At 59.4% G+C, this 19421-nt stretch carries 18 protein-coding genes; 12 read left to right on the forward strand and 6 right to left on the reverse strand.

What is annotated here, in order from left to right:
• Positions 1 to 5: 5 nt before the first annotated feature.
• The 5 genes from ugpE to RS75_RS05860 all read left to right on the forward strand — a co-directional run bounded on the left by ugpE (position 6) and on the right by RS75_RS05860 (position 5502).
• On the forward strand, positions 6 to 848 hold the full coding sequence (gene ugpE, locus RS75_RS05840) for a sn-glycerol-3-phosphate ABC transporter permease UgpE (RefSeq protein WP_045018299.1): 843 nt from the start codon (positions 6 to 8) through the stop codon (positions 846 to 848).
• 10 nt (positions 849 to 858) lie between these two features.
• Entirely contained in the window at positions 859 to 1959 is a 1101-nt protein-coding gene (locus RS75_RS05845; protein WP_045018301.1) for a sn-glycerol-3-phosphate import ATP-binding protein UgpC, read from the forward strand.
• A gap of 108 nt (positions 1960 to 2067) precedes the next feature.
• Positions 2068 to 2580 carry a cupin domain-containing protein gene (locus RS75_RS05850; RefSeq protein ID WP_045018302.1) on the forward strand — a complete coding sequence of 171 codons (513 nt, stop codon included), beginning with the start codon at positions 2068 to 2070 and terminating at the stop codon, positions 2578 to 2580.
• 243 nt (positions 2581 to 2823) lie between these two features.
• A complete protein-coding gene (gene gshB, locus RS75_RS05855) occupies positions 2824 to 3783 on the forward strand; it encodes a glutathione synthase (RefSeq protein WP_045018356.1) in 960 nt (319 codons plus the stop codon).
• 186 nt (positions 3784 to 3969) lie between these two features.
• On the forward strand, positions 3970 to 5502 hold the full coding sequence (locus tag RS75_RS05860; protein WP_045018304.1) for a YifB family Mg chelatase-like AAA ATPase: 1533 nt from the start codon (positions 3970 to 3972) through the stop codon (positions 5500 to 5502).
• A 116-nt stretch (positions 5503 to 5618) separates the two neighbouring features.
• Here RS75_RS05860 and cysK read toward each other — a convergent pair whose 3' ends face one another.
• The 3 genes from cysK to dut all read right to left on the reverse strand — a co-directional run bounded on the left by cysK (position 5619) and on the right by dut (position 7909).
• Positions 5619 to 6587 (reverse strand): cysteine synthase A, encoded by a 969-nt coding sequence (gene cysK, locus RS75_RS05865; protein ID WP_045018306.1) that lies wholly within the window; start codon positions 6585 to 6587, stop codon positions 5619 to 5621.
• A gap of 156 nt (positions 6588 to 6743) precedes the next feature.
• On the reverse strand, positions 6744 to 7361 hold the full coding sequence (locus tag RS75_RS05870) for a LysE family translocator (RefSeq protein WP_045018308.1): 618 nt from the start codon (positions 7359 to 7361) through the stop codon (positions 6744 to 6746).
• A gap of 77 nt (positions 7362 to 7438) precedes the next feature.
• A complete protein-coding gene (gene dut, locus RS75_RS05875; RefSeq protein WP_045018310.1) occupies positions 7439 to 7909 on the reverse strand; it encodes a dUTP diphosphatase in 471 nt (156 codons plus the stop codon).
• A gap of 90 nt (positions 7910 to 7999) precedes the next feature.
• Between dut and RS75_RS05880 the strand changes: the two genes are divergently transcribed.
• From RS75_RS05880 to RS75_RS05890, 3 genes are all read left to right on the forward strand, one after another.
• Entirely contained in the window at positions 8000 to 9583 is a 1584-nt protein-coding gene (locus tag RS75_RS05880) for a peptide chain release factor 3 (protein WP_045018312.1), read from the forward strand.
• Positions 9584 to 9653: 70 nt separating this feature from the next.
• A complete protein-coding gene (gene coaBC, locus RS75_RS05885; RefSeq protein WP_045018314.1) occupies positions 9654 to 10859 on the forward strand; it encodes a bifunctional phosphopantothenoylcysteine decarboxylase/phosphopantothenate--cysteine ligase CoaBC in 1206 nt (401 codons plus the stop codon).
• On the forward strand, positions 10856 to 11215 hold the full coding sequence (locus RS75_RS05890; RefSeq protein ID WP_045018315.1) for an MmcQ/YjbR family DNA-binding protein: 360 nt from the start codon (positions 10856 to 10858) through the stop codon (positions 11213 to 11215). The genes coaBC and RS75_RS05890 overlap by 4 nt, the downstream gene beginning before the upstream one ends.
• A 16-nt stretch (positions 11216 to 11231) precedes the next feature.
• Here RS75_RS05890 and RS75_RS05895 read toward each other — a convergent pair whose 3' ends face one another.
• The 3 genes from RS75_RS05895 to ubiE all read right to left on the reverse strand — a co-directional run bounded on the left by RS75_RS05895 (position 11232) and on the right by ubiE (position 14699).
• Positions 11232 to 12146 (reverse strand): sterol desaturase family protein, encoded by a 915-nt coding sequence (locus RS75_RS05895; protein WP_045018358.1) that lies wholly within the window; start codon positions 12144 to 12146, stop codon positions 11232 to 11234.
• A gap of 165 nt (positions 12147 to 12311) precedes the next feature.
• Entirely contained in the window at positions 12312 to 13886 is a 1575-nt protein-coding gene (gene ubiB / locus RS75_RS05900) for a 2-polyprenylphenol 6-hydroxylase (RefSeq protein WP_045018317.1), read from the reverse strand.
• Between the two features lie 36 nt (positions 13887 to 13922).
• The gene (ubiE, locus tag RS75_RS05905) at positions 13923 to 14699 is read right to left on the reverse strand and encodes a bifunctional demethylmenaquinone methyltransferase/2-methoxy-6-polyprenyl-1,4-benzoquinol methylase UbiE (protein ID WP_045018318.1); all 777 of its coding nucleotides are present in this window, start codon (positions 14697 to 14699) and stop codon (positions 13923 to 13925) included.
• A gap of 143 nt (positions 14700 to 14842) precedes the next feature.
• Between ubiE and mutM the strand changes: the two genes are divergently transcribed.
• The 4 genes from mutM (at position 14843) to dnaA (ending at position 19346) form a co-directional block, all read left to right on the forward strand.
• A complete protein-coding gene (mutM, locus tag RS75_RS05910; protein WP_045018320.1) occupies positions 14843 to 15745 on the forward strand; it encodes a bifunctional DNA-formamidopyrimidine glycosylase/DNA-(apurinic or apyrimidinic site) lyase in 903 nt (300 codons plus the stop codon).
• Between the two features lie 33 nt (positions 15746 to 15778).
• Positions 15779 to 16552, forward strand: coding sequence for an enoyl-CoA hydratase (locus RS75_RS05915; RefSeq protein WP_045018322.1), 774 nt, complete (start codon positions 15779 to 15781; stop codon positions 16550 to 16552).
• A 194-nt stretch (positions 16553 to 16746) separates the two neighbouring features.
• A complete protein-coding gene (gene rpsT / locus RS75_RS05920; protein WP_003493474.1) occupies positions 16747 to 17013 on the forward strand; it encodes a 30S ribosomal protein S20 in 267 nt (88 codons plus the stop codon).
• An 869-nt stretch (positions 17014 to 17882) separates the two neighbouring features.
• Entirely contained in the window at positions 17883 to 19346 is a 1464-nt protein-coding gene (dnaA, locus tag RS75_RS05925) for a chromosomal replication initiator protein DnaA (protein WP_045018324.1), read from the forward strand.
• Positions 19347 to 19421 lie beyond the last annotated feature (75 nt).

Raw genomic sequence — 19421 nt, forward strand, 5'->3', positions numbered from 1 at the left:
AGACGATGTACAAGACAAAACCCCTCGATCATCTGGTGCTGATCATCGGTGCGCTGTTCCTGATATTGCCGGTCGTCGTGGCATTCATGACGTCCACCCATACGGCGGCGGAAATCCATCGCAGCGGTCTGACGATCGTTCCCGGTGATAATTTCGTCGAGACCTATGAAAAGGTCCTGACGCAGAAGGGCGGCTTTACCGGGCAGATCACCGGTCTCAACATGGTGCTCAACTCGCTGATCCTCGGCGTGGGCTTCGCCGTCGGCAAGATCGTCCTGTCGATGACGGCAGCCTATGCGATCGTCTATTTCCGCTTTAGGTTTGCGACGCTTGCCTTCTGGATTATCTTCACGACGCTGCTTCTGCCGCTCGAAGTGCGCATCATGCCGTCCTACGAGGTGATGAGCAAACTCGGTCTCCTGAACTCCTATACGGGCCTGATCGTGCCGCTTCTGGCGTCTGCTACGGGCACTTTCTATTTCCGGCAGTTCTTCAAATCCGTTCCGGAGGAATTGCTGGAAGCCGCCCGCATCGATGGGGCCGGGCCGGTCAAGTTCTTCATCGACATTCTCATCCCGCTTTCCCGCACCATGATGGCGGCGATCTTCATCATCATGTTCGTCTACGGCTGGAACCAGTATCTCTGGCCCATGCTGATGACCACGGACGAGAAATTCTTCACCCTGATGCGCGGTATCAAGTCGATCCTGCAGGTCTGGGTCGGTTCGCAAATTCCCGATTACAACGAAGCTTTCGCGCTTGCCGTTCTGGCCATGCTGCCGCCTGTGCTGATCGTCGTGATCTTCCAGCGCTGGTTCATCAAGGGCCTGACCGAAAGCGATAAATAAGGAGACCGAAATGGCCGCGATAGAAATCAGTCAGGTCTGCAAGGATTATCATGGCGGCGTACGCGCCGTACATCACGTCGATATCGACATCAGGGACGGCGAGTTCATCGTTCTGGTCGGTCCCTCCGGCTGCGGCAAGTCCACGCTTTTGCGCATGGTCGCCGGCCTTGAGGATATTTCCGAAGGCACGGTGAAGATCGGCGACCGGGTGGTCAACGAGACCGATCCCGCCGACCGGGATATCGCCATGGTGTTCCAGAATTATGCGCTTTATCCGCATATGTCGGTGCGCCAGAACCTGGAATACGGGCTGAAGAACCGCAAGACGCCGAAGGCGGAGATCGATGCGCGCGTGGCCGAGGCCGCCCGCATGCTGCAACTGGAACCCTATCTGGACCGCAGGCCGCGCGCCCTTTCCGGCGGCCAGCGCCAGCGTGTCGCCATGGGCCGCGCCATCGTGCGCAAACCGGCCGCCTTCCTGTTCGACGAGCCTTTGTCCAATCTCGATGCCAAGCTGCGCGTTTCCATGCGCGGCGAGATCAAGCGTCTGCAAAAGCGCCTCGGCACCACCTCCATCTATGTCACCCATGACCAGCTGGAAGCGATGACGCTGGCTGACCGTCTGGTGGTGCTGAATGGCGGACGCATCGAACAGATCGGCGCGCCGCTCGAGGTCTATCACACCCCGGCTTCCACCTTTGTCGCAAGCTTCATCGGCTCTCCCGCCATGAATCTGCTGAACGCGGAACTGCATGGGGATTGCCTAGCAATCGGTCCTTCGCTGATCGCGCTCAACGGTTTCGCCCCTGCCTCCGGCCCGGTTACGGTGGGCATGCGGGCGGAAGATTTCCGGCTCGCGGCCGCAGACGAACAGGGCATTCCCCTGCGCATCGACTACATCGAGGAGCTTGGTTCGCAACGCCTCGTGCACGGCATGCACGGCGACCAGAACCTGACCGTGGCCTTTCCACCTGACGTGCAGGTTCCCGACGCGCTTTCGGTAACGATTTCGCCGGACAAGCTGCACTTCTTCTCCAGCGAGACCGGCAAGCGCATCGCCGGCAAAGCGGAGCAGGCCGTAGTGCAGCCCTCACAGATGGCGACCGCCTGAGCCATCGGAAAAATCGGCGCGATGGCTAAAATTGCGCCGATTGTCAAAACCGCTTCGTTACGATCCCGATGATAGAAGACCTGCAATAATTCATGGGGGTTTTCTAATATGCCTTTAAAGATGATGTTCGCGGCGGCGGCAACCATGGCGATCCGCACGGTGCCCATGTTGCCGGCCTCTTTTCGCCGTGCAAAAGACGAGGCCGTCGTCAGCGCATCCTGCACGGATTTGCGGCTTCAACCCGCGCCCATCAACCCGGACTGGATCATTTCCGGCGACCCTCAGGCGCGCGCGGCGGATCATTCCAGAAGCGGCGACCGCGCCTCCAGCACCGCCATGTGGGACTGCACGGCGGGTGAGTTCCGCTGGTTCTTCGGCTGGGACGAGACCGTCTATATTCTCGAGGGCGAGGTGCATGTGACGGCGGAAGACGGTTCGGTCAGCATCCTGCGGGTCGGCGACGTCGCTTATTTCCGCGCGGGAACATGGGCCACCTGGCGGGTGGATGAATATGTCCGCAAGGTCGCCTTCATGCGCCGTCCTTTCCCAACGGCATTGGCTCTGGCCTATCGGGTCAAGAACAAGCTGTTTGCCGGTCGTTCCTATAAGCTGGCGGCCTGAACCGGTAAAACACTCTGGCAGGTGGGGTCAGCGCAGCTCCACCAGCGGAATTGTGAAGGTTCAATAAAACTCACAAAAAGCACCCCTCGCAGCAGTTGCGTTTGAATGGTCGCTGCCCTACATCTTCAGGGTTTTCTGAAGCATTTCCGGGTCTCTTCCGGTCCTGCCGGGAATCGCGAAAAGACGAGGCAATGGGCACGGCGGACCGGCAAGGCGTCCGCATGCTGCAAGAGGAACATGCGCATGGCGAAGATCAAGAACGTCGCGATCCAGATGGATCATGTCTCCGGCATCAATATCGCCGGTGACTCCACCTTCGCCATGAGCCTTGAGGCGCAGGCGCGCGGATACCGGCTGTTCCATTACACGCCCGAACGTCTCTCCATGCGCGATGGCAAGATATACGCTACCGTCGAGCAGATGGAATTGCGCGACATCAAGGGCGACCACTTCTCGCTGTCGGAGCCGGAGCGTGTTGACCTCGCGACCATGGATGTCATCCAACTGCGTCAGGATCCGCCGTTCGACATGGCCTACATCACCTCGACCCACCTGCTGGAACGCATTCATCCCAGAACGCTGGTGGTCAACGATCCCGCCTGGGTCCGCAATTCGCCGGAAAAGATTTTCGTCACCGAATTCGCCGATCTGATGCCGAAGACGCTGATCACCAAGGACGTGGCCGAAATTGCCCGGTTCCGCAATGAAATGGGCGATATCATCCTGAAGCCACTTTATGGCAATGGCGGTGCCGGCGTTTTCCATTCGGCCCGTGACGACCGCAATTTCTCTTCCCTGCTGGAAATGTTCGGTCAGATGTTCCGCGAGCCCTATATTGCCCAGGAATATCTGCCGGATGTTCGCAAGGGTGACAAGCGTATCCTGCTGGTGGATGGCGAGCCGGTGGGCGCGATCAACCGCGTGCCGGCGGAAAACGATGCCCGCTCCAACATGCATGCCGGCGGCCGCCCGGAACCGACGGAACTGACGGCGCGCGAGAAGGAAATCTGCCGCCGCATCGGTCCCGCCCTGCGCGAGCGCGGTTTCCTTTTTGTCGGCATTGATGTGATCGGCGATTATCTGACGGAAATCAACGTCACCTCGCCGACCGGCATTCGCGAAGTGCGCAAATTCGGCGGTGCCGATGTGGCAAGCCTGTTGTGGGACGCGATCGAGAAAAAACGCGAAGCGCAGGATATCTGAGGCGATTTCGGACCCGTCTCCGGTTTGTTCCACGAGTACAACTCGATACAACTAAAATACACTACGCGCGTGAAATTGTTCACCGGATGTTCTTGTTTTATTCTTTGCGCTGTGGCAGGTTGCTTGCGGGTGGCCGCCATCGAGGCATGATGCTTTGATATTGCGGCCGGTTTGCGGGGGCAGGCCATGGTGGCACGGGTCAATACGGTTGCATTTCAGGGCATAGAGAGTGTGCCGGTTGAGGTGCAGGTGATGGTCGCACCCGGAAAGATCGGCATCCAGATCGTCGGCTTGCCGGACAAGGCGGTGGCCGAAAGCCGGGAGCGGGTGCAGGCCGCGCTGCACGCCTCGGGTCTGGCGCTGCCGGCAAAAAAAGTCACCGTCAATCTGGCGCCTGCCGATCTACCGAAGGAAGGATCGCATTTCGATCTTCCCATCGCCCTTGGTCTCATGGCTGCCTTGGGAGCCATACCGGGGGAGGCGCTCGGGCAATATGTGGTTCTCGGCGAACTCAACCTTGATGGCACCATCGGTTCGGTTTCGGGCGCCCTGCCTGCGGCCATCGGCGCCAATGCGCTCGGCAAGGGATTGATATGCCCGGCAGATAGCGGGCCGGAGGCGGCCTGGGCAGGCGCCGGCATCGATATTCTCGCCCCGCGCAGCCTCATTGCGCTTGCCAATCATTTTCGGGGGACACAGCTTCTCTCCCGGCCAACGCCCGCCATCCGGGCCAATCCGGTGAATTTACCGGATCTGGCCGATATCAAGGGGCAGGAGACCGCCAGGCGCGCGCTGGAAGTGGCGGCGGCCGGCGGACATAATCTGTTGATGGTCGGTCCGCCTGGCTCGGGAAAATCCATGCTCGCCGCGCGCTTGCCGTCAATCCTGCCACCGCTCGAGGTGGCGGAACTGCTGGAAGTTTCCATGGTCCATTCCATCGCCGGCCAATTGTCCGGCGGCAAGCTGTCGGATCGCAGGCCGTTCCGCACGCCGCATCATTCCGCCACCATGGCGGCGCTGATCGGCGGAGGGTTGCGTGCCAAACCGGGCGAAGCTTCGCTTGCCCATCACGGCGTTCTTTTTCTGGATGAATTCCCGGAGTTTTCGCCGCAGGTGCTGGATGCGCTGCGCCAGCCGCTGGAGACGGGTGAATGCATCATCGCCCGCGCCAATCACCGTGTTACCTATCCGGCGGAGATCCAGCTCGTGGCCGCAATGAACCCTTGCCGATGCGGCAGGGCAGGGGAGCCGGGTTTCACCTGCGCCAGAGGCCCGCGTTGCATGGCTGATTATCAGGCCCGCATTTCCGGACCGCTGATGGACCGTATCGATATCCGCATCGACGTTCCCGCCGTTTCCGCTGCCGATCTCATCCGCCCTACGGTGGCTGAGCCAAGTGCGGCGGTTGCCGCCCGTGTTGCCCGCGCCCGTCATGCCCAGCAGGAGCGCTATGCGGCGGCAGGTTTTTCTGGCATCCGCACCAATGCCCGCTGCACGACGACGCTGATCGAAAAATATGCCGAGCCTGACCCGTCGGGGCTGCAATTGCTGCGTGACGCGGCCGAACGGTTGAAGTTCTCCGCTCGCGGTTATCATCGCATTCTCAAGGTTGCCCGCACGCTGGCGGATCTGGACGGCAAACAGACGGTCGGGCGCATCCATATGGCGGAAGCCATTTCCTACCGTATCGTCGGCGAAAGGCTGACGGCGGCGATGTAAGAGGCCTTGCTGCATCCTCTTGCCGGTTAAAACAATTGTGCCGCCGGCGGGCGGCCAGCGGCACAATGGAACATTTGCGGTTCAAGGCGCAGTCGTCTGCGCTCCAGTAAAGTGGCTTAAAGCCCAAGCCCTTCGAAAAGCGCAGTCGAAAGGTAACGTTCCGCGAAGGAAGGAATAATGACGACGATATTCTTGCCGGCATTTTCCTCACGCGAACCGACCTTGATCGCCGCTGCCAGTGCCGCGCCTGAGGAGATGCCGACGGGCACACCTTCCAGTTTCGCTACCAGACGGGCGATTTCAAAAGCCTCGTCGTTGGTGACGGTGACGATCTCGTCATAGATTCCGGTGTCGAGGATCGCGGGCGCAAACCCTGCGCCGATGCCCTGGATTTTGTGGGGGCCGGGGTTGCCGCCGGAAAGAACGGGGCTGTCGGCGGGTTCGACAGCAATTACCTTCACTTCCGGCTTGCGGGATTTCAGCACCTGGCCCGTGCCGGTGATCGTGCCGCCCGTACCGATGCCCGAGACGAGAATATCGACCGTACCCTCGGTATCGTTCCAGATTTCTTCCGCCGTCGTCCTGCGGTGAATATCCGGATTGGCCGGATTTTCGAACTGCTGGGGAATGACGGCGTCAGGCAGGGTTTCGGCCAGTTCCTGCGCCTTGGCGATTGCGCCCTTCATACCCTTCGGGCCTTCGGTCAGCACCAGTTCGGCGCCCAGCAAGGCCAGCATTTTCCTGCGTTCGACCGACATTGTTTCCGGCATGGTCAGGATCAGCCTGTAGCCCTTGGCGGCGGCGGCAAAGGCGAGCGCGATGCCGGTGTTGCCGGAGGTCGGCTCAACCAGCGTCGTTTTGCCGGGGGTGATCTTGCCCTGCGCTTCCAGCGCGTCGATCATGGCGACGCCGATGCGGTCCTTCACTGAGGCAATGGGGTTGAAAAACTCCAGCTTGGCGAGAAGGTTGGCCTTCACGCCCTTTTCCCTCGCCAGCTTGTCCAGCCGCACGATCGGCGTATCGCCGATTGTTTCCGTGATGGAGGAATAGACGCGTCCGCGTCCGGGCTTTCTGGCTTCGGGCATGATGTTCTCCTGTATGAAGGCCGCATGATATGCGACCGCAAGATTTCAGCGGCAGAATAGGAGCAATAGTCTCGCCAGACCAGCGAACGTTCGTCCTAATATCGTCCGATTACCGGAAAAAATTCACGATAAGTCGGGCAAATGCACGAAATCGTTTCAGGTGCTGCGGATCGCGATCATGGTCGCCGTTCCGGCCAGAATTCCTGCCGCCGTGCGGTTGAGGATCGTCAGCGCGCTTGGCCGTTTGAGCAGGTTGCGTGCCTTGGCGGCAAGCAGGATGTAAGGCAGGAGAACGGCCATCAATACGACGAAGGTGAGAGCCAGAAGTGTCGCATATTCAGACGGGCCGATCATGCGGATGTCGATCAGCGTCGGCACCAGCGCCACATAGAACAGCATGGTTTTCGGATTGCCGAGCGTGATCAGCAGGCCGGACATGAACGACATGGGCATGCTGGTGCTTTTTTTCGCCTTCAGGTCCTGCGGCAAGAGGCCTGCGGTCCACAGCTTCCAGGCGATATAGAGGAGATAGGCCGCGCCCGCGAATTTCAGGACCATGAAGGCCTCCTGAAAAGTCTGCGCCACGAAGGCAAGGCCCAGTATCACGCCGGTGAGGTAGATCATGTCGCCCAGCACCAACCCGAGGCCCATGAAGAAGGTTTCCCGGAAGCCTGACCCGAGAGCCCGCGCCACGATCGCCGTCATGCCGGGGCCGGGAATGGCGGCGGCGATGAAGAGTGCGGTGGCATAGGCAAGAAGGGTCGTCAGCGTCATGGTCGTTTCCCCCGAAATCCGCCAAATCCATAGCGAAAATCAGGGGCAAAAACAATCGGCCATAAAGGCTGGGTTGGTCAAAGCCCGGTCGAACCGAAACCGCCGGCGCCGCGCGCGGTCTCGGATGTTTCGGTCACTTCGCTCACGGCAACCTGTGTCACCGGCGCGATCACCATCTGGGCGATGCGCATGCCGCGCTCGATGACGAAATCGTCCTGTCCCAGATTGGCGAGAATGACCTTCACTTCGCCGCGATAATCGCTGTCCACCGTGCCGGGGGAATTGAGGCAGGTGATACCGTTCTTGATGGCGAGGCCGGAGCGCGGGCGGATCTGCGCCTCATAACCTTGCGGAACCTCGAAGATGAAACCGGTCGGCACCAGCGCCCGGTCGCCCGGTCGCAAGGTCAGCGGTTCACCGGCCGGTACTGCGGCGCGCAGGTCCATGCCGGCGGCGCCGCCGGTTTCGTAAGATGGCAATTCGAGGTCAGCGCCATTGGCGAGACGGACGAGCCGGAGGAGGGGTCTATTGTCGTTTTGAACGGTCATGCGGCATTAGTTTGCCGAGATCGCGGCAAGGTCAATTGCAAAACCGGCCCTGAAACGCTAGATACCCCGCAATTCCACAGGATTTGTCAGATGGCCGAAACACTTGCCGAGGCGGTCTCCCGCCGCCGCACCTTTGCTATTATCGCGCACCCGGACGCGGGTAAGACCACGCTTACGGAAAAACTGCTGCTGTTCGGCGGAGCGATCCAGCTGGCCGGCGAGGTGAAGGCGAAGAAGGATCGCATCCAGACCCGTTCGGACTGGATGAAGATCGAGCGCGAGCGCGGCATCTCGGTCGTCACTTCGGTCATGACCTTCGAATACAACGATCGCGTCTTCAACATCCTCGATACGCCCGGCCACGAAGATTTCGCGGACGATACCTACCGCACGCTGACGGCGGTGGATGCGGCGATCATGGTCATCGATGCCGCCAAGGGTATTGAGCCGCGCACGCTGAAACTCTTCGAAGTCTGCCGCATGCGCGATATCCCGATCATCACCTTCATCAACAAGATGGACCGCGAAAGCCGCGATCCCTTCGAGATTCTGGATGAGGTCGAGGAGAAGCTGGCGCTCGATACCGCGCCCATCACCTGGCCGGTCGGGCGGGCGAAAAGCTTCTGTGGTGCCTACAACCTTGCTGAAAACACCTTCCGCGGTAACGACACGCAGGTTGACGGACTAGCCGTCAACGGCCCCCAGGCAATCGCCGATCGTCTGCCGGAAAACGAGCGCAAGGTTTTTGTCGAGGAAACCGAACTGGCGCTGGAAGCCTGCCGTCCCTTCGATCGTCAGGCGTTCCTCGAAGGTCACATGACGCCGGTATTCTTCGGTTCGGCGCTGCGCAATTTCGGTGTGCGTGACCTCATCAACGCGCTCGGCGATTTCGCGCCGCCGCCACGCGACCAGGTGGCGGATACCCGCACCGTGCATGCGGCGGAAGACAAGATGACGGCCTTCGTCTTCAAGATTCAGGCCAATATGGACCCCAACCACCGCGACCGCATCGCCTTTGCCCGCATCTGCTCCGGCAAGCTGGAGCGCGGCATGAAGGCGCGACTGGCACGCACCGGCAAGCTGATGGGGCTGACCGCGCCGCAATTCTTCTTCGCAGCGCAGCGCCAGCTGGCCGATACCGCCTATGCGGGCGATGTGGTCGGCATTCCCAACCACGGTACGCTGCGCATCGGCGATACGCTGACTGAGGGCGAGAACCTCGTCTTTCAGGGCGTGCCGAACTTCTCGCCGGAAATCCTGCGCCGCGTGCGTCTGGAAGACGCCATGAAGGCCAAGAAGCTGAAGGAAGCCCTGCAGCAGATGGCGGAAGAGGGTGTCGTGCAGCTCTTTTCGCCGGAAGACGGCTCGCCCGCCATCGTCGGCGTCGTCGGCGCGCTTCAGCTCGATGTCCTGAAGGAGCGGCTGATGGGCGAATACGGCCTACCGGTCTCTTTCGAAATGTCGCGCTTTTCCGTCTGCCGCTGGATTTCTTCCGATCAGCCGACGGAAATGGACAAGTTCCTGACCGTCAAGCGCGGCGATATCGCCCGCGATCTGGATGGCGATCCGGTGTTTCTGGCGCAGGACGCCTTCTCCTTGCGTTATGAATCGGAACGGTTTCCGGCAATCAAGATGGTTGCGATCAAGGAATATCACGTCGCCAAGGCGGCGTGATATCAGCCGGATTGCACTTTGAATGCCAAGGGCTTAGTTTCCTCCACAAACGGGAAACTGGTCCGGCATCATGGCGCTTTCAGGCAAACATATTCTCCTCATCATCTCCGGCGGCATTGCGGCCTATAAGAGCCTCGATCTCATCCGCCGACTGAAAGAGCGCGGCGCGAAGGTGACGCCTGTCATGACCAAGGGCGCGCAGGAATTCGTCACTCCGCTTGCCGTTGGAGTGCTGTCCGCCACTCATGTTTTCACCGAGCTTTTCTCCAGGCAGGACGAACAGGATGTCGGCCATATCCGGCTCGCACGCGATTGTGACCTTGTGCTGGTCGCGCCCGCCACCGCCGATCTTATGGCCAAGATGGCGCATGGTCTGGCTGACGATCTTGCCTCCACGATCCTTCTGGCAACCGACAGCAAGGTGCTGGTCGCGCCTGCCATGAACCCGAAAATGTGGTCGGCAAAGCCAACAACGCGCAATGTCGAAGCGCTGAAAAAAGACGGCGTGTTTTTCATCGGCCCCATGGCGGGCGAGATGGCGGAAAAGGGTGAGGCGGGTCTCGGCCGTATGGCGGAGCCGTTGCAGATCGTTGAAGCCGTCGAGGCGCTGCTGGATGGCGGGCTGAAGCCTCTGAAGGGCAGAACGGCCATCGTCACCTCCGGTCCCACACATGAGCCGATCGATCCGGTGCGCTATATCGCCAATCGCTCCTCCGGCAAGCAGGGGCATGCCATCGCGGCGGCTCTGGCTGAACTTGGGGCGGAGGTCACGCTGATCTCCGGTCCCGTTACCATCGCCGATCCGGCGGGTGTCGCGACCGTTCACGTAGAACGCGCCGAAGAGATGCGCGATGCGGTGATCTCGCGGCTGCCGATGGACATCGCCGTCATGGTCGCCGCCGTCGCTGACTGGCGGGTGACTGGCTCGTCGGAACAGAAGATCAAGAAGCAGCCGGGCGATGCGCCACCTGCGCTGCAACTGACGGAAAACCCCGATATTCTGAAAACCGTCGGTCACCACGAAAAGCGCCCGCAGCTGGTGGTGGGTTTTGCTGCCGAAACGCAGGATGTGGAGAAAAACGGCCGGGCCAAGCTGGAGCGCAAGGGTGCGGATTATATTGTGGCCAACGATGTTTCGGCTGAAACCGGCATCATGGGTGGAGATCGCAACAGCGTGAAGATCATTTCGGCTGATGGTGTGGACGTCTGGCCGGATCTCGACAAGGCCGAAGTCGCCAAACGTCTGGCGACGCTTATCGCGGAGAAACTCGCATGAACCTGTTTGATCGCAAGAGCTTCGACAAGGTGCTTGGCGGTTGGCCGGGCGTGCGCTTTGTCGATCAGTGGGATTCGCATGTCGCCAAAGTGGGCGACAAGGTCTTTGCCGTGCTGGGCGAGCGGGCAGACTGGCGGCTTGTGATGAAATGTTCGGAGGAAAGCTTCGAAATCCTCACCTCGCTGGAAGGCGTCGGTCAGGCGCCCTATTTTGCGAAGCGCAAATGGATATCGATTTCCGATCACTCACCGCTTGAGCAGGAAGAACTGGAGCATTACGTGCGCCGCTCCTATGAACTCGTTGCGGTCGGGTTGACGAAAAAGCTGCGGGCGGAACTGGGAATTCCGATCGGCTGACAGCTGCCAATTCACCTCAATTGTCTTTCGTGCTTCGCCCGATGATCTGGCGAACGCCATCCTTGGTGAAGGGCTGGAAAAGCTGCGGCAGAAAGCCCTTTGCAATTTCTCCCTTGATACCGATGTTGGTCGAAGACGGGCGGTCGGGATTGAAATAGCTGCCGAACAACTGGTCGAACACGACAAGGTTCTCACCATAATTGGTGTTTCCCTCAGGCAACTCTTTCGAATGGTGCCATCGGTGCAGCCGGGGGGTGCTGAACACGTAGTCTAGCGGCCCCGTTTTCATATCGACATTGCAATGGGTCAGAATGCCGATGAAAGCGGTGACAGCCGCGAGCCACCAGAAGACATGCAACGGTGCGCCCATGAGATAGAGCGGGATCTGGCTGAGCGCGATCTTGAACAGCGAGTCGGCCACATGAAAACGGCCCGTATTGACGACCCACAGACGGACAACGCTGTGATGAAGCGCATGGAAACGCCAGAAGAATACCCGTTCATGCGCGATGCGGTGTGCCCAGTAGAGACCGAATTCAGCGATCGCCACGGCAAGCACGACCTGAACGATTAACGGCAGCCCCGAAGGCCAAAGGTCGAATTTCATGGCTGCCAAAGGTTGCAGGAAACCGGCGGTCAGCATCGGAAAGATAACCGACGCCAACGCCGCAAGCTGGACAAGTCCCTTGGTCAGCAGCGTGTGGGCGATACTGTTTACCGTTTCGCCGTCAGGCTCAAGCCACTGCGTATCATAGGGAATGTAGCGTTCGAGAAGAAACAGGGTCATCAACGCGCCCGCATATACGGCGAGGAAACCCGTGATCGGATGCTGGCTCGTAAAAGCGAAATAGGCCCCGACAAGACCGCCAAAAAACACCATTGGCCACGAACAATAGGTAAGGGCCCGTTTTACTGCTTCATTTTTTGCCATGAATTTCAATTCCCGTCCGGCAATCATTTAACTTTCAACCAAGATCAGGTCATTATCTTCGATATGTTGCAGCAGCATGGTACGCATCTGCCGAACTGGCAGGGCTGGCGATTTTCTGTCCGGACGTGCGCCACAATGGCGTGAGCGCCGAACTGGAAATATCCCTCAGCTGATCCTGATCGCGATATAGAGAAGCGTCAGCGCAATCACCCAGAGCGCCGCCCGCCCCCATTTGGTATGGCGCGCTTCCGCCTTGCCGATAGCTTCCGCCGTCTGCGCGTCGAAACGCAGGCCGTTCTCGCTCATATACATCAGATCGGAATGCAGCTTCTCCGTCTTGGCGGCGATCTCGGGGGCCGCCTCGGCAAGCTTGAGAGCCGCCTTCACGCCATCCTTCAGATCGGTGACGATGCGCTTCGGGCCGAGATTGTCCCTTATCCAGCCGCTGACGACCGGATCGGCCGCCTTCCACATGTTGAAGCGCGGATTGAGCATGCGGGATACGCCTTCCACCACCACCATGGTCTTCTGCAGCATCACCAGCTCCGGGCGTGTTTCCATGTCGAAGAGTTCGGTCACTTCGAATAGCAGCGTCAGCAACTTGCCCATGGAGATCGTCTCGGCCGGCTGGCCGTGGATCGGCTCGCCAATGGCGCGGATCGCCTGCGCGAAGCTGGCTTTATCGTGATGGCCCGGCACATAACCGGCCTCGAAATGCACTTCTGCCACGCGCATGTAATCGCGGGTGATGAAGCCGTAGAGGATTTCAGCAAGGAACCGGCGCTCCTTTTTACCGAGCCGTCCGGCAATGCCCATATCCACGGCCACGATCATGCCCTCAGCATCGACGAAGAGATTGCCGGGGTGCATGTCGGCGTGGAAAAAGCCGTCGCGCAGCGTGTGCCGCAGGAAGGACTGGATCAGGGTGTCGGCCAGCTTGTTCAGGTCGTGACCTGCGGCCTTCAGCCCCTCGATATCCGACATCTTGACGCCGTCGATCCACTCCATGGTGACGACATCGCGGCCGGTGCGTTCCCAATCGACCTCGGGCACGCGAAATCCGGGATCGTCCTTGGTGTTTTCGGCAAGTTCGGAAAGGGCGGCGGCCTCGAGCCGCAGATCCATCTCGATCTTGGTCGTCTGTTCCAGCGTCCGTGTCACCTCCACCGGGCGCAGGCGGCGGGCGGAGCGGACGAAACGCTGTTGCAGGTCGGCAATCAGATACATCGCCTCCAGATCGTTCTGGAAGCGCTGACGAACGCCGGGACGGATGACCTTGACGGCCATTTTGCGCTGTCCTTTCGGCGTATCAACTATCGCCGGGTGAACCTGGGCGATGGAGGCGGCGGCGATCGGATCGCCAAACTCCCTGTAGAGTTCAGACACCGGCCGTCCGAGCGAACCTTGGATATTCGCCTTCGCTGCCTGAGCGGGGAAAAATGCCATACGGTCCTGAAGGCTGGCAAGATCGTCGGCGAAGTCGGCGCCGACCACGTCCGGCCTTGTGGCCAGAAATTGTCCCATCTTCACATAGGATGGCCCAAGCCGCTCCACAGCCACTGCCAGCCGGTCGCTGCGTTGCGCCCGCTTGGCCCTGCTACGGGCGAAGGGCTTCAGCAGCGCCTTCAACACTTGCGCGGAAGCAGGCAGGTCGTCGGACGGCAAAGCCAGCACGACGCCTTCGCGCACGAGAACCCAGCCAACCCTTGCGAGGCGGAAATATGCGCCCAAAGTGCTCATGCTTATGCTTGTCTCCTGCTTTTTCCAGCCATGGTCTTAAAGCTTCCAACCGGAATGCAGGGCGGCGATGCCGCCGGTGTAATTGGTGTAGGTCACGCGGGAAAAACCGGCGGTGCGGATCATCGTCGCGAAATCCTCCTGATTGGGGAATTTGCGGATCGACTCGACGAGATATTGATAAGGCTCGGCGTCACCGGTGATCATCTTGCCGAATTGCGGAATGGCGTTGAACGACCATGCGTCGTAAACGCGGTCGAGCAGCGGCATTTCGACTTCGGAAAATTCCAGCACCAGCAGCCGCCCGCCGCGTTTCAGCACACGGTGAGCTTCCTTCAGTGCGACGTCGATGCGCGGCACGTTGCGAATGCCGAAGGCGACCGTATAGGCATCGAAGGTATTCGCCTCGAAGGGCAGCTCCTCCGCATTGGCCTCGACGAAGGTCAGATTGTCGGACAGCTTTCTTTTTGCCGCGCGCTCCTCGCCGACGGCAAGCATCGAGCCGTTGATGTCGAGAACGGTGGCCTGCGCCAGACGATTGGAGGCTTCCACGATGCGGAAGGCGACATCGCCGGTGCCGCCCGCCACGTCCAGCACCTTGTAGGAGGCATCCTTGCGCGGCGAAAGCGAGGACACCATGGCGTCCTTCCACAGCCGGTGCAGACCGGCCGACATGACGTCATTCATGATGTCGTAGCGCTTGGCCACCTTGTGGAAGACGTCGTTGACCAGCCCCTGCTTTTTGCCTTCGTCCACCTTGTGGAAGCCATAGGACGTCTCCATGCCGCCTTGGGCAGTGGTACGGGCGTCGGTCATCGTCTGTCTCCATATTAATTGCGTGGCGGACCATAGCGGAAACGCCATGGCGACGCTATCTGTTGCCGCATCGCCTGGGCGCGACATTTCGCGTGCACTGTATAGACTACATGGTCCTAACGATAAACTGCCGGATAAGCCAGATGCCAGAATTGCCAGAAGTCGAAACCGTCAGACGTGGCCTCGCACCCGCCATGGAAGGGGCAAGCATCCGTAGGCTTCACCTCGGCCGCCCCGATCTGCGCTTCCCGTTTCCGCAAGATTTTGCGACCCTGATCGAGGGCAAAACGATCATATCGCTGGCGCGCAGGGCGAAGTATCTTTTGATCGAACTGGAGGGTGGGCTGACGATCGTTGCTCATCTTGGAATGTCCGGCTCGTTTCGTATCGAGGCGGAGGCGGATGAGGGCGAAGATAAGAAGGTGCCCGGCGCGTTTCATTATGCTCGCTCGAAGGACGGCAAGCATGACCATGTCGTCTTTCATCTGGATAAGGGAGAAGAGCGCGTCTGCGTCATCTATAATGACCCGCGCCGCTTCGGCTTCATGCATCTGGTGGAACGCAACAAGCTCGATCTTTATCCTGCCTTCGCCGAGCTTGGCCCGGAGCCGACCGGCAATGCGCTGAGCGCCGATTATCTGGCGAGCCGGTTCCAGGGCAAAAGCCAGCCTTTGAAAAGCACGCTTCTGGATCAGAAGGTCATTGCCGGCCTCGGCAATATCTATGTCTGCGAGGCGCTGTGGCGCGCCCGTCTCTCACCTCTGCGGGCGGCGGGAACGCTGGTGACGAAAACCGGCGGGCCGACACCGCAACTCATCGTTCTGACGGAGAAAATCCGGGATGTGATATCGGATGCCATCGCCGCCGGCGGCTCCTCCCTGCGCGACCATATACAGACGGACGGAACGCTCGGTTATTTCCAGCATTCCTTTTCGGTCTACGATCAGGAAGGCCAGCCTTGCCGGACACCCGGCTGCGGGGGTACGGTTGAAAGAGTGGTGCAGGCCGGTCGTTCCACTTTTTATTGCGCTGCCTGCCAGACGTAACGAAGCCGGAATAACGGAGAAGGGGAGACTGCCGTGGACTATGAAACGATACTGGTCGAGAAACGCGAGGAGGTGGGCGTCATCACGCTCAATCGCCCCAAGGCGCTCAACGCTCTCAATTCGGCGCTTCTGAAAGAGTTGCGGCACATTCTTTCTTCGTTCTCAAACGATGATTCCATCGGGGCGATCATTATAACCGGCTCGGAAAAGGCATTTGCAGCCGGTGCCGATATCAAGGAAATGCAGGCGCTGGATTTTGTCGATGCTTATGTCGGCGATTTTCTCGGCGGCTGGGATGAGGTCGCGTCGACCCGCAAGCCGGTCATCGCCGCCGTCTCCGGCTTTGCGCTCGGCGGCGGGTGTGAGCTGGCAATGATGTGCGATTTCATCATCGCTTCGGAAACGGCAAAGTTCGGTCAGCCGGAAATCACGCTTGGCGTCATTCCCGGCATGGGCGGCTCGCAGCGGCTGACGCGGGCGGTGGGCAAGGCGAAGGCCATGGATCTGGTTCTGACAGGCCGGATGATGGATGCAGCGGAAGCCGAGCGTGCCGGTCTGGTATCGCGGATCGTGCCTGCGGCAAGTCTCATGGATGAGGCGGTGGACGCCGCCACGCGCATCGCCTCGCTGTCGCGCGCCTCGGTTCTCATGGCCAAGGAAAGCGTCAACCGTTCCTTCGAGGTATCCCTGGCGGAAGGGCTGAGATATGAAAGGCGATCCTTTCAGTCGCTCTTCGCGACAGCGGATCAGAAGGAGGGCATGGCGGCCTTCGTGGAAAAGCGTAAACCCGCTTTCCGGAATCGCTAAGGATTCGAAATATCGGCGTTTTCCGCCGTTTGCGCGTTGACGGGCGTACGCTTTAGCGGTATATGCCCGCCCACGGTTAAGGAAAGCCATCCGGCTTGTCCGAAATTACTCCCGCATTCTTGGGTTAAGTGAGGTCTTCGAACGACCCGATCCTCTGGTTGCGGAATTTGGTTTGAATTCGAAGAGAGGCATACATGGCCAATACAACTTCGGCGAAAAAGGCGACCCGCAAGATCGCTCGCCGTACCGCAGTCAACAAGGCTCGCCGTTCGCGCGTTCGCGGCTTCATCCGCAAGGTCGAGGAAGCCATCGCTTCCGGCGATCTGGCAGTAGCCACCGAAGCTCTGAAGGCAGCTCAGCCCGAGATCCAGCGCGCAGCAACGCGTGGCGTTCTGCACGGCAACACGGCATCCCGTAAGGTGTCGCGTCTTGCCCAGCGCGTTAAGGCTCTTTCCGCCTAATCCGGCTAATCACAAATAACTATTCAAAAAGCCTGGTCTTTTGACCGGGCTTTTTGTGATTCTAACCCCTCATTAATCATTCCTGCCGTAACGTGACAAACGCATGTCAGATGGACGACAGGAAAAAATGAATAAAAACAATAGATTGCTGGAGGTCTCCCGAAAAATGGGAAGCTTTCTCTACGGAAGTCGCGGCCAGTTTTGAGTCAAGAAGATTTTTATTTTTTTGCTAAAATGGGCTCTCGAAAAATGCCAAAATTGAATCTCATTGATTCATAAGCGATTCTGCTTCGGACCTTGCCGGTGATGCAAAACGGCCATTGCGAGTCAATGGCCGATCTGAGTTTTTGCAGAAAAAACGCCATTGATCTCTCCCCACGATCCTGCCTAAATGCAATCCAACAAGGGGTGCGGATCTCAGTCCACAGATTATCTCGATGATCGTATCGACGATATTCACCTTCTTGCTGGCGGGTCTTTCGGGGTCCGTTTTCTCAGTTCATTGAGCTTTTTGCACCGTTTCGGTCTCGGAACGGGCGAGGCTTTTTGCACTCAAGAATGCGCCTTAAGGTTGTAGCGAAAGGAGCGTTTTTAGCGTGTCGCAGGCCTCTCCATGAGGGGGAGGGAAATGGGATAACCGGCTCGCAGACAAAGAGTAGCTTTTGACGTTCTTTCGAGGGGAACGCTGGAGGCAGGAATAAAACGAGGGGGATCTCTGGCGATCGATCTTTGATCGTCAGGCTATGATTGGCAATTTGAAAGGCGGCAATATGCAATTGAATTTGGCGATGGGTGCGGTGGCTGATGGGGACCGCACACCGAAGGCATGTGATGCAGCTTGCTCAGAAGCGGCAGGGGATAAATCGGCAATGCAGTACGATGCGCTGTTTCAACGTTTTAGCGCGCGGCTCAAGGCACAGGTTGGTCCCGAGGTCTATGCAAGCTGGTTCGCAAGGCTCAAACTCCATTCCGTTTCGAAAAGCGTCGTCCGTTTTACCGTTCCGACGACCTTTCTGAAGTCCTGGATCAACAACCGTTACATGGATTTGATCACCGGCCTCGTCCAGAGCGAGGACCCGGATGTGCTGAAGGTGGAAATTCTTGTCCGCTCCGCCAGCCGCCCGGTCCGTCCCGCGCAGGTCGAGGAACGGGCTCAGCCCGTTCGGGACATGGGCGCTGTTGCGCGCAACAAGTCCTTCATTCCGTCGCAGCCCGCGACAACACCTTCCGCACAGCCTGCGGCGGCGCAGTCGACCCTGCGTCAGGGTGGTTCCGGGCCGCTGTTCGGTTCACCGCTCGATACGCGTTTCACCTTCGATACCTTTGTCGAGGGCTCGTCCAACCGTGTGGCGCTTGCGGCGGCAAAGACGATCGCTGAAGCGGGTGCCGGCGCGGTGCGCTTCAATCCGCTGTTCATCCATGCGGGTGTCGGTCTTGGCAAGACTCACATTCTTCAGGCCATTGCGAATGCCGCCATCGACAGCCCGCGCAACCCGCGTGTGGTCTATCTGACGGCCGAATATTTCATGTGGCGTTTTGCGACGGCGATCCGCGACAATGACGCACTGACGCTGAAGGACACCCTGCGCAATATCGATCTTCTCGTCATCGACGACATGCAGTTTCTGCAGGGCAAGATGATCCAGCACGAATTCTGCCATTTGCTGAACATGCTGCTCGACAGCGCCAAGCAGGTGGTGGTGGCGGCTGACCGTGCGCCCTGGGAATTGGAATCGCTTGATCCGCGCGTCCGTTCGCGTCTTCAGGGCGGCATGGCCATCGAGATCGAAGGTCCCGATTACGACATGCGCTACGAAATGCTCAACCGCCGCATGGGCTCGGCGCGTCAGGACGATCCGTCTTTCGAGATTTCGGACGAAATCCTGACCCATGTGGCCAAAAGCGTGACGGCGAGTGGGCGCGAGCTTGAAGGTGCCTTCAACCAGCTGATGTTCCGGCGCTCTTTCGAGCCGAACCTCTCGGTTGACCGTGTCGATGAGTTGCTGGCGCACCTCGTTGGCAGCGGTGAGGCGAAGCGTGTGCGCATCGAGGATATTCAGCGCATCGTCGCCAGGCACTATAATGTGTCTCGGCAGGAGCTGGTTTCCAACCGCCGCACCCGCGTCATCGTCAAGCCGCGCCAGATCGCCATGTATCTGGCCAAGATGCTGACGCCGCGTTCCTTTCCGGAGATCGGTCGCCGTTTCGGCGGTCGCGACCACACCACGGTTCTTCACGCGGTGCGCAAGATCGAGGACCTGATTTCCGGCGATACCAAGCTCGGCCACGAGGTTGAGTTGCTGAAGCGCCTGATCAACGAAAACAACGCTTGATATTGAGCGGCCTCCGGGCCGCTCATTTTCTCTTTGTCATGCTCGGGCCTGCCCCACTACTGTCCGGTTTAAATT

It is taken from the genome of Rhizobium nepotum 39/7 (genome assembly GCF_000949865.1).
Taxonomy (GTDB): Bacteria; Pseudomonadota; Alphaproteobacteria; order Rhizobiales; family Rhizobiaceae; genus Agrobacterium; species Agrobacterium nepotum.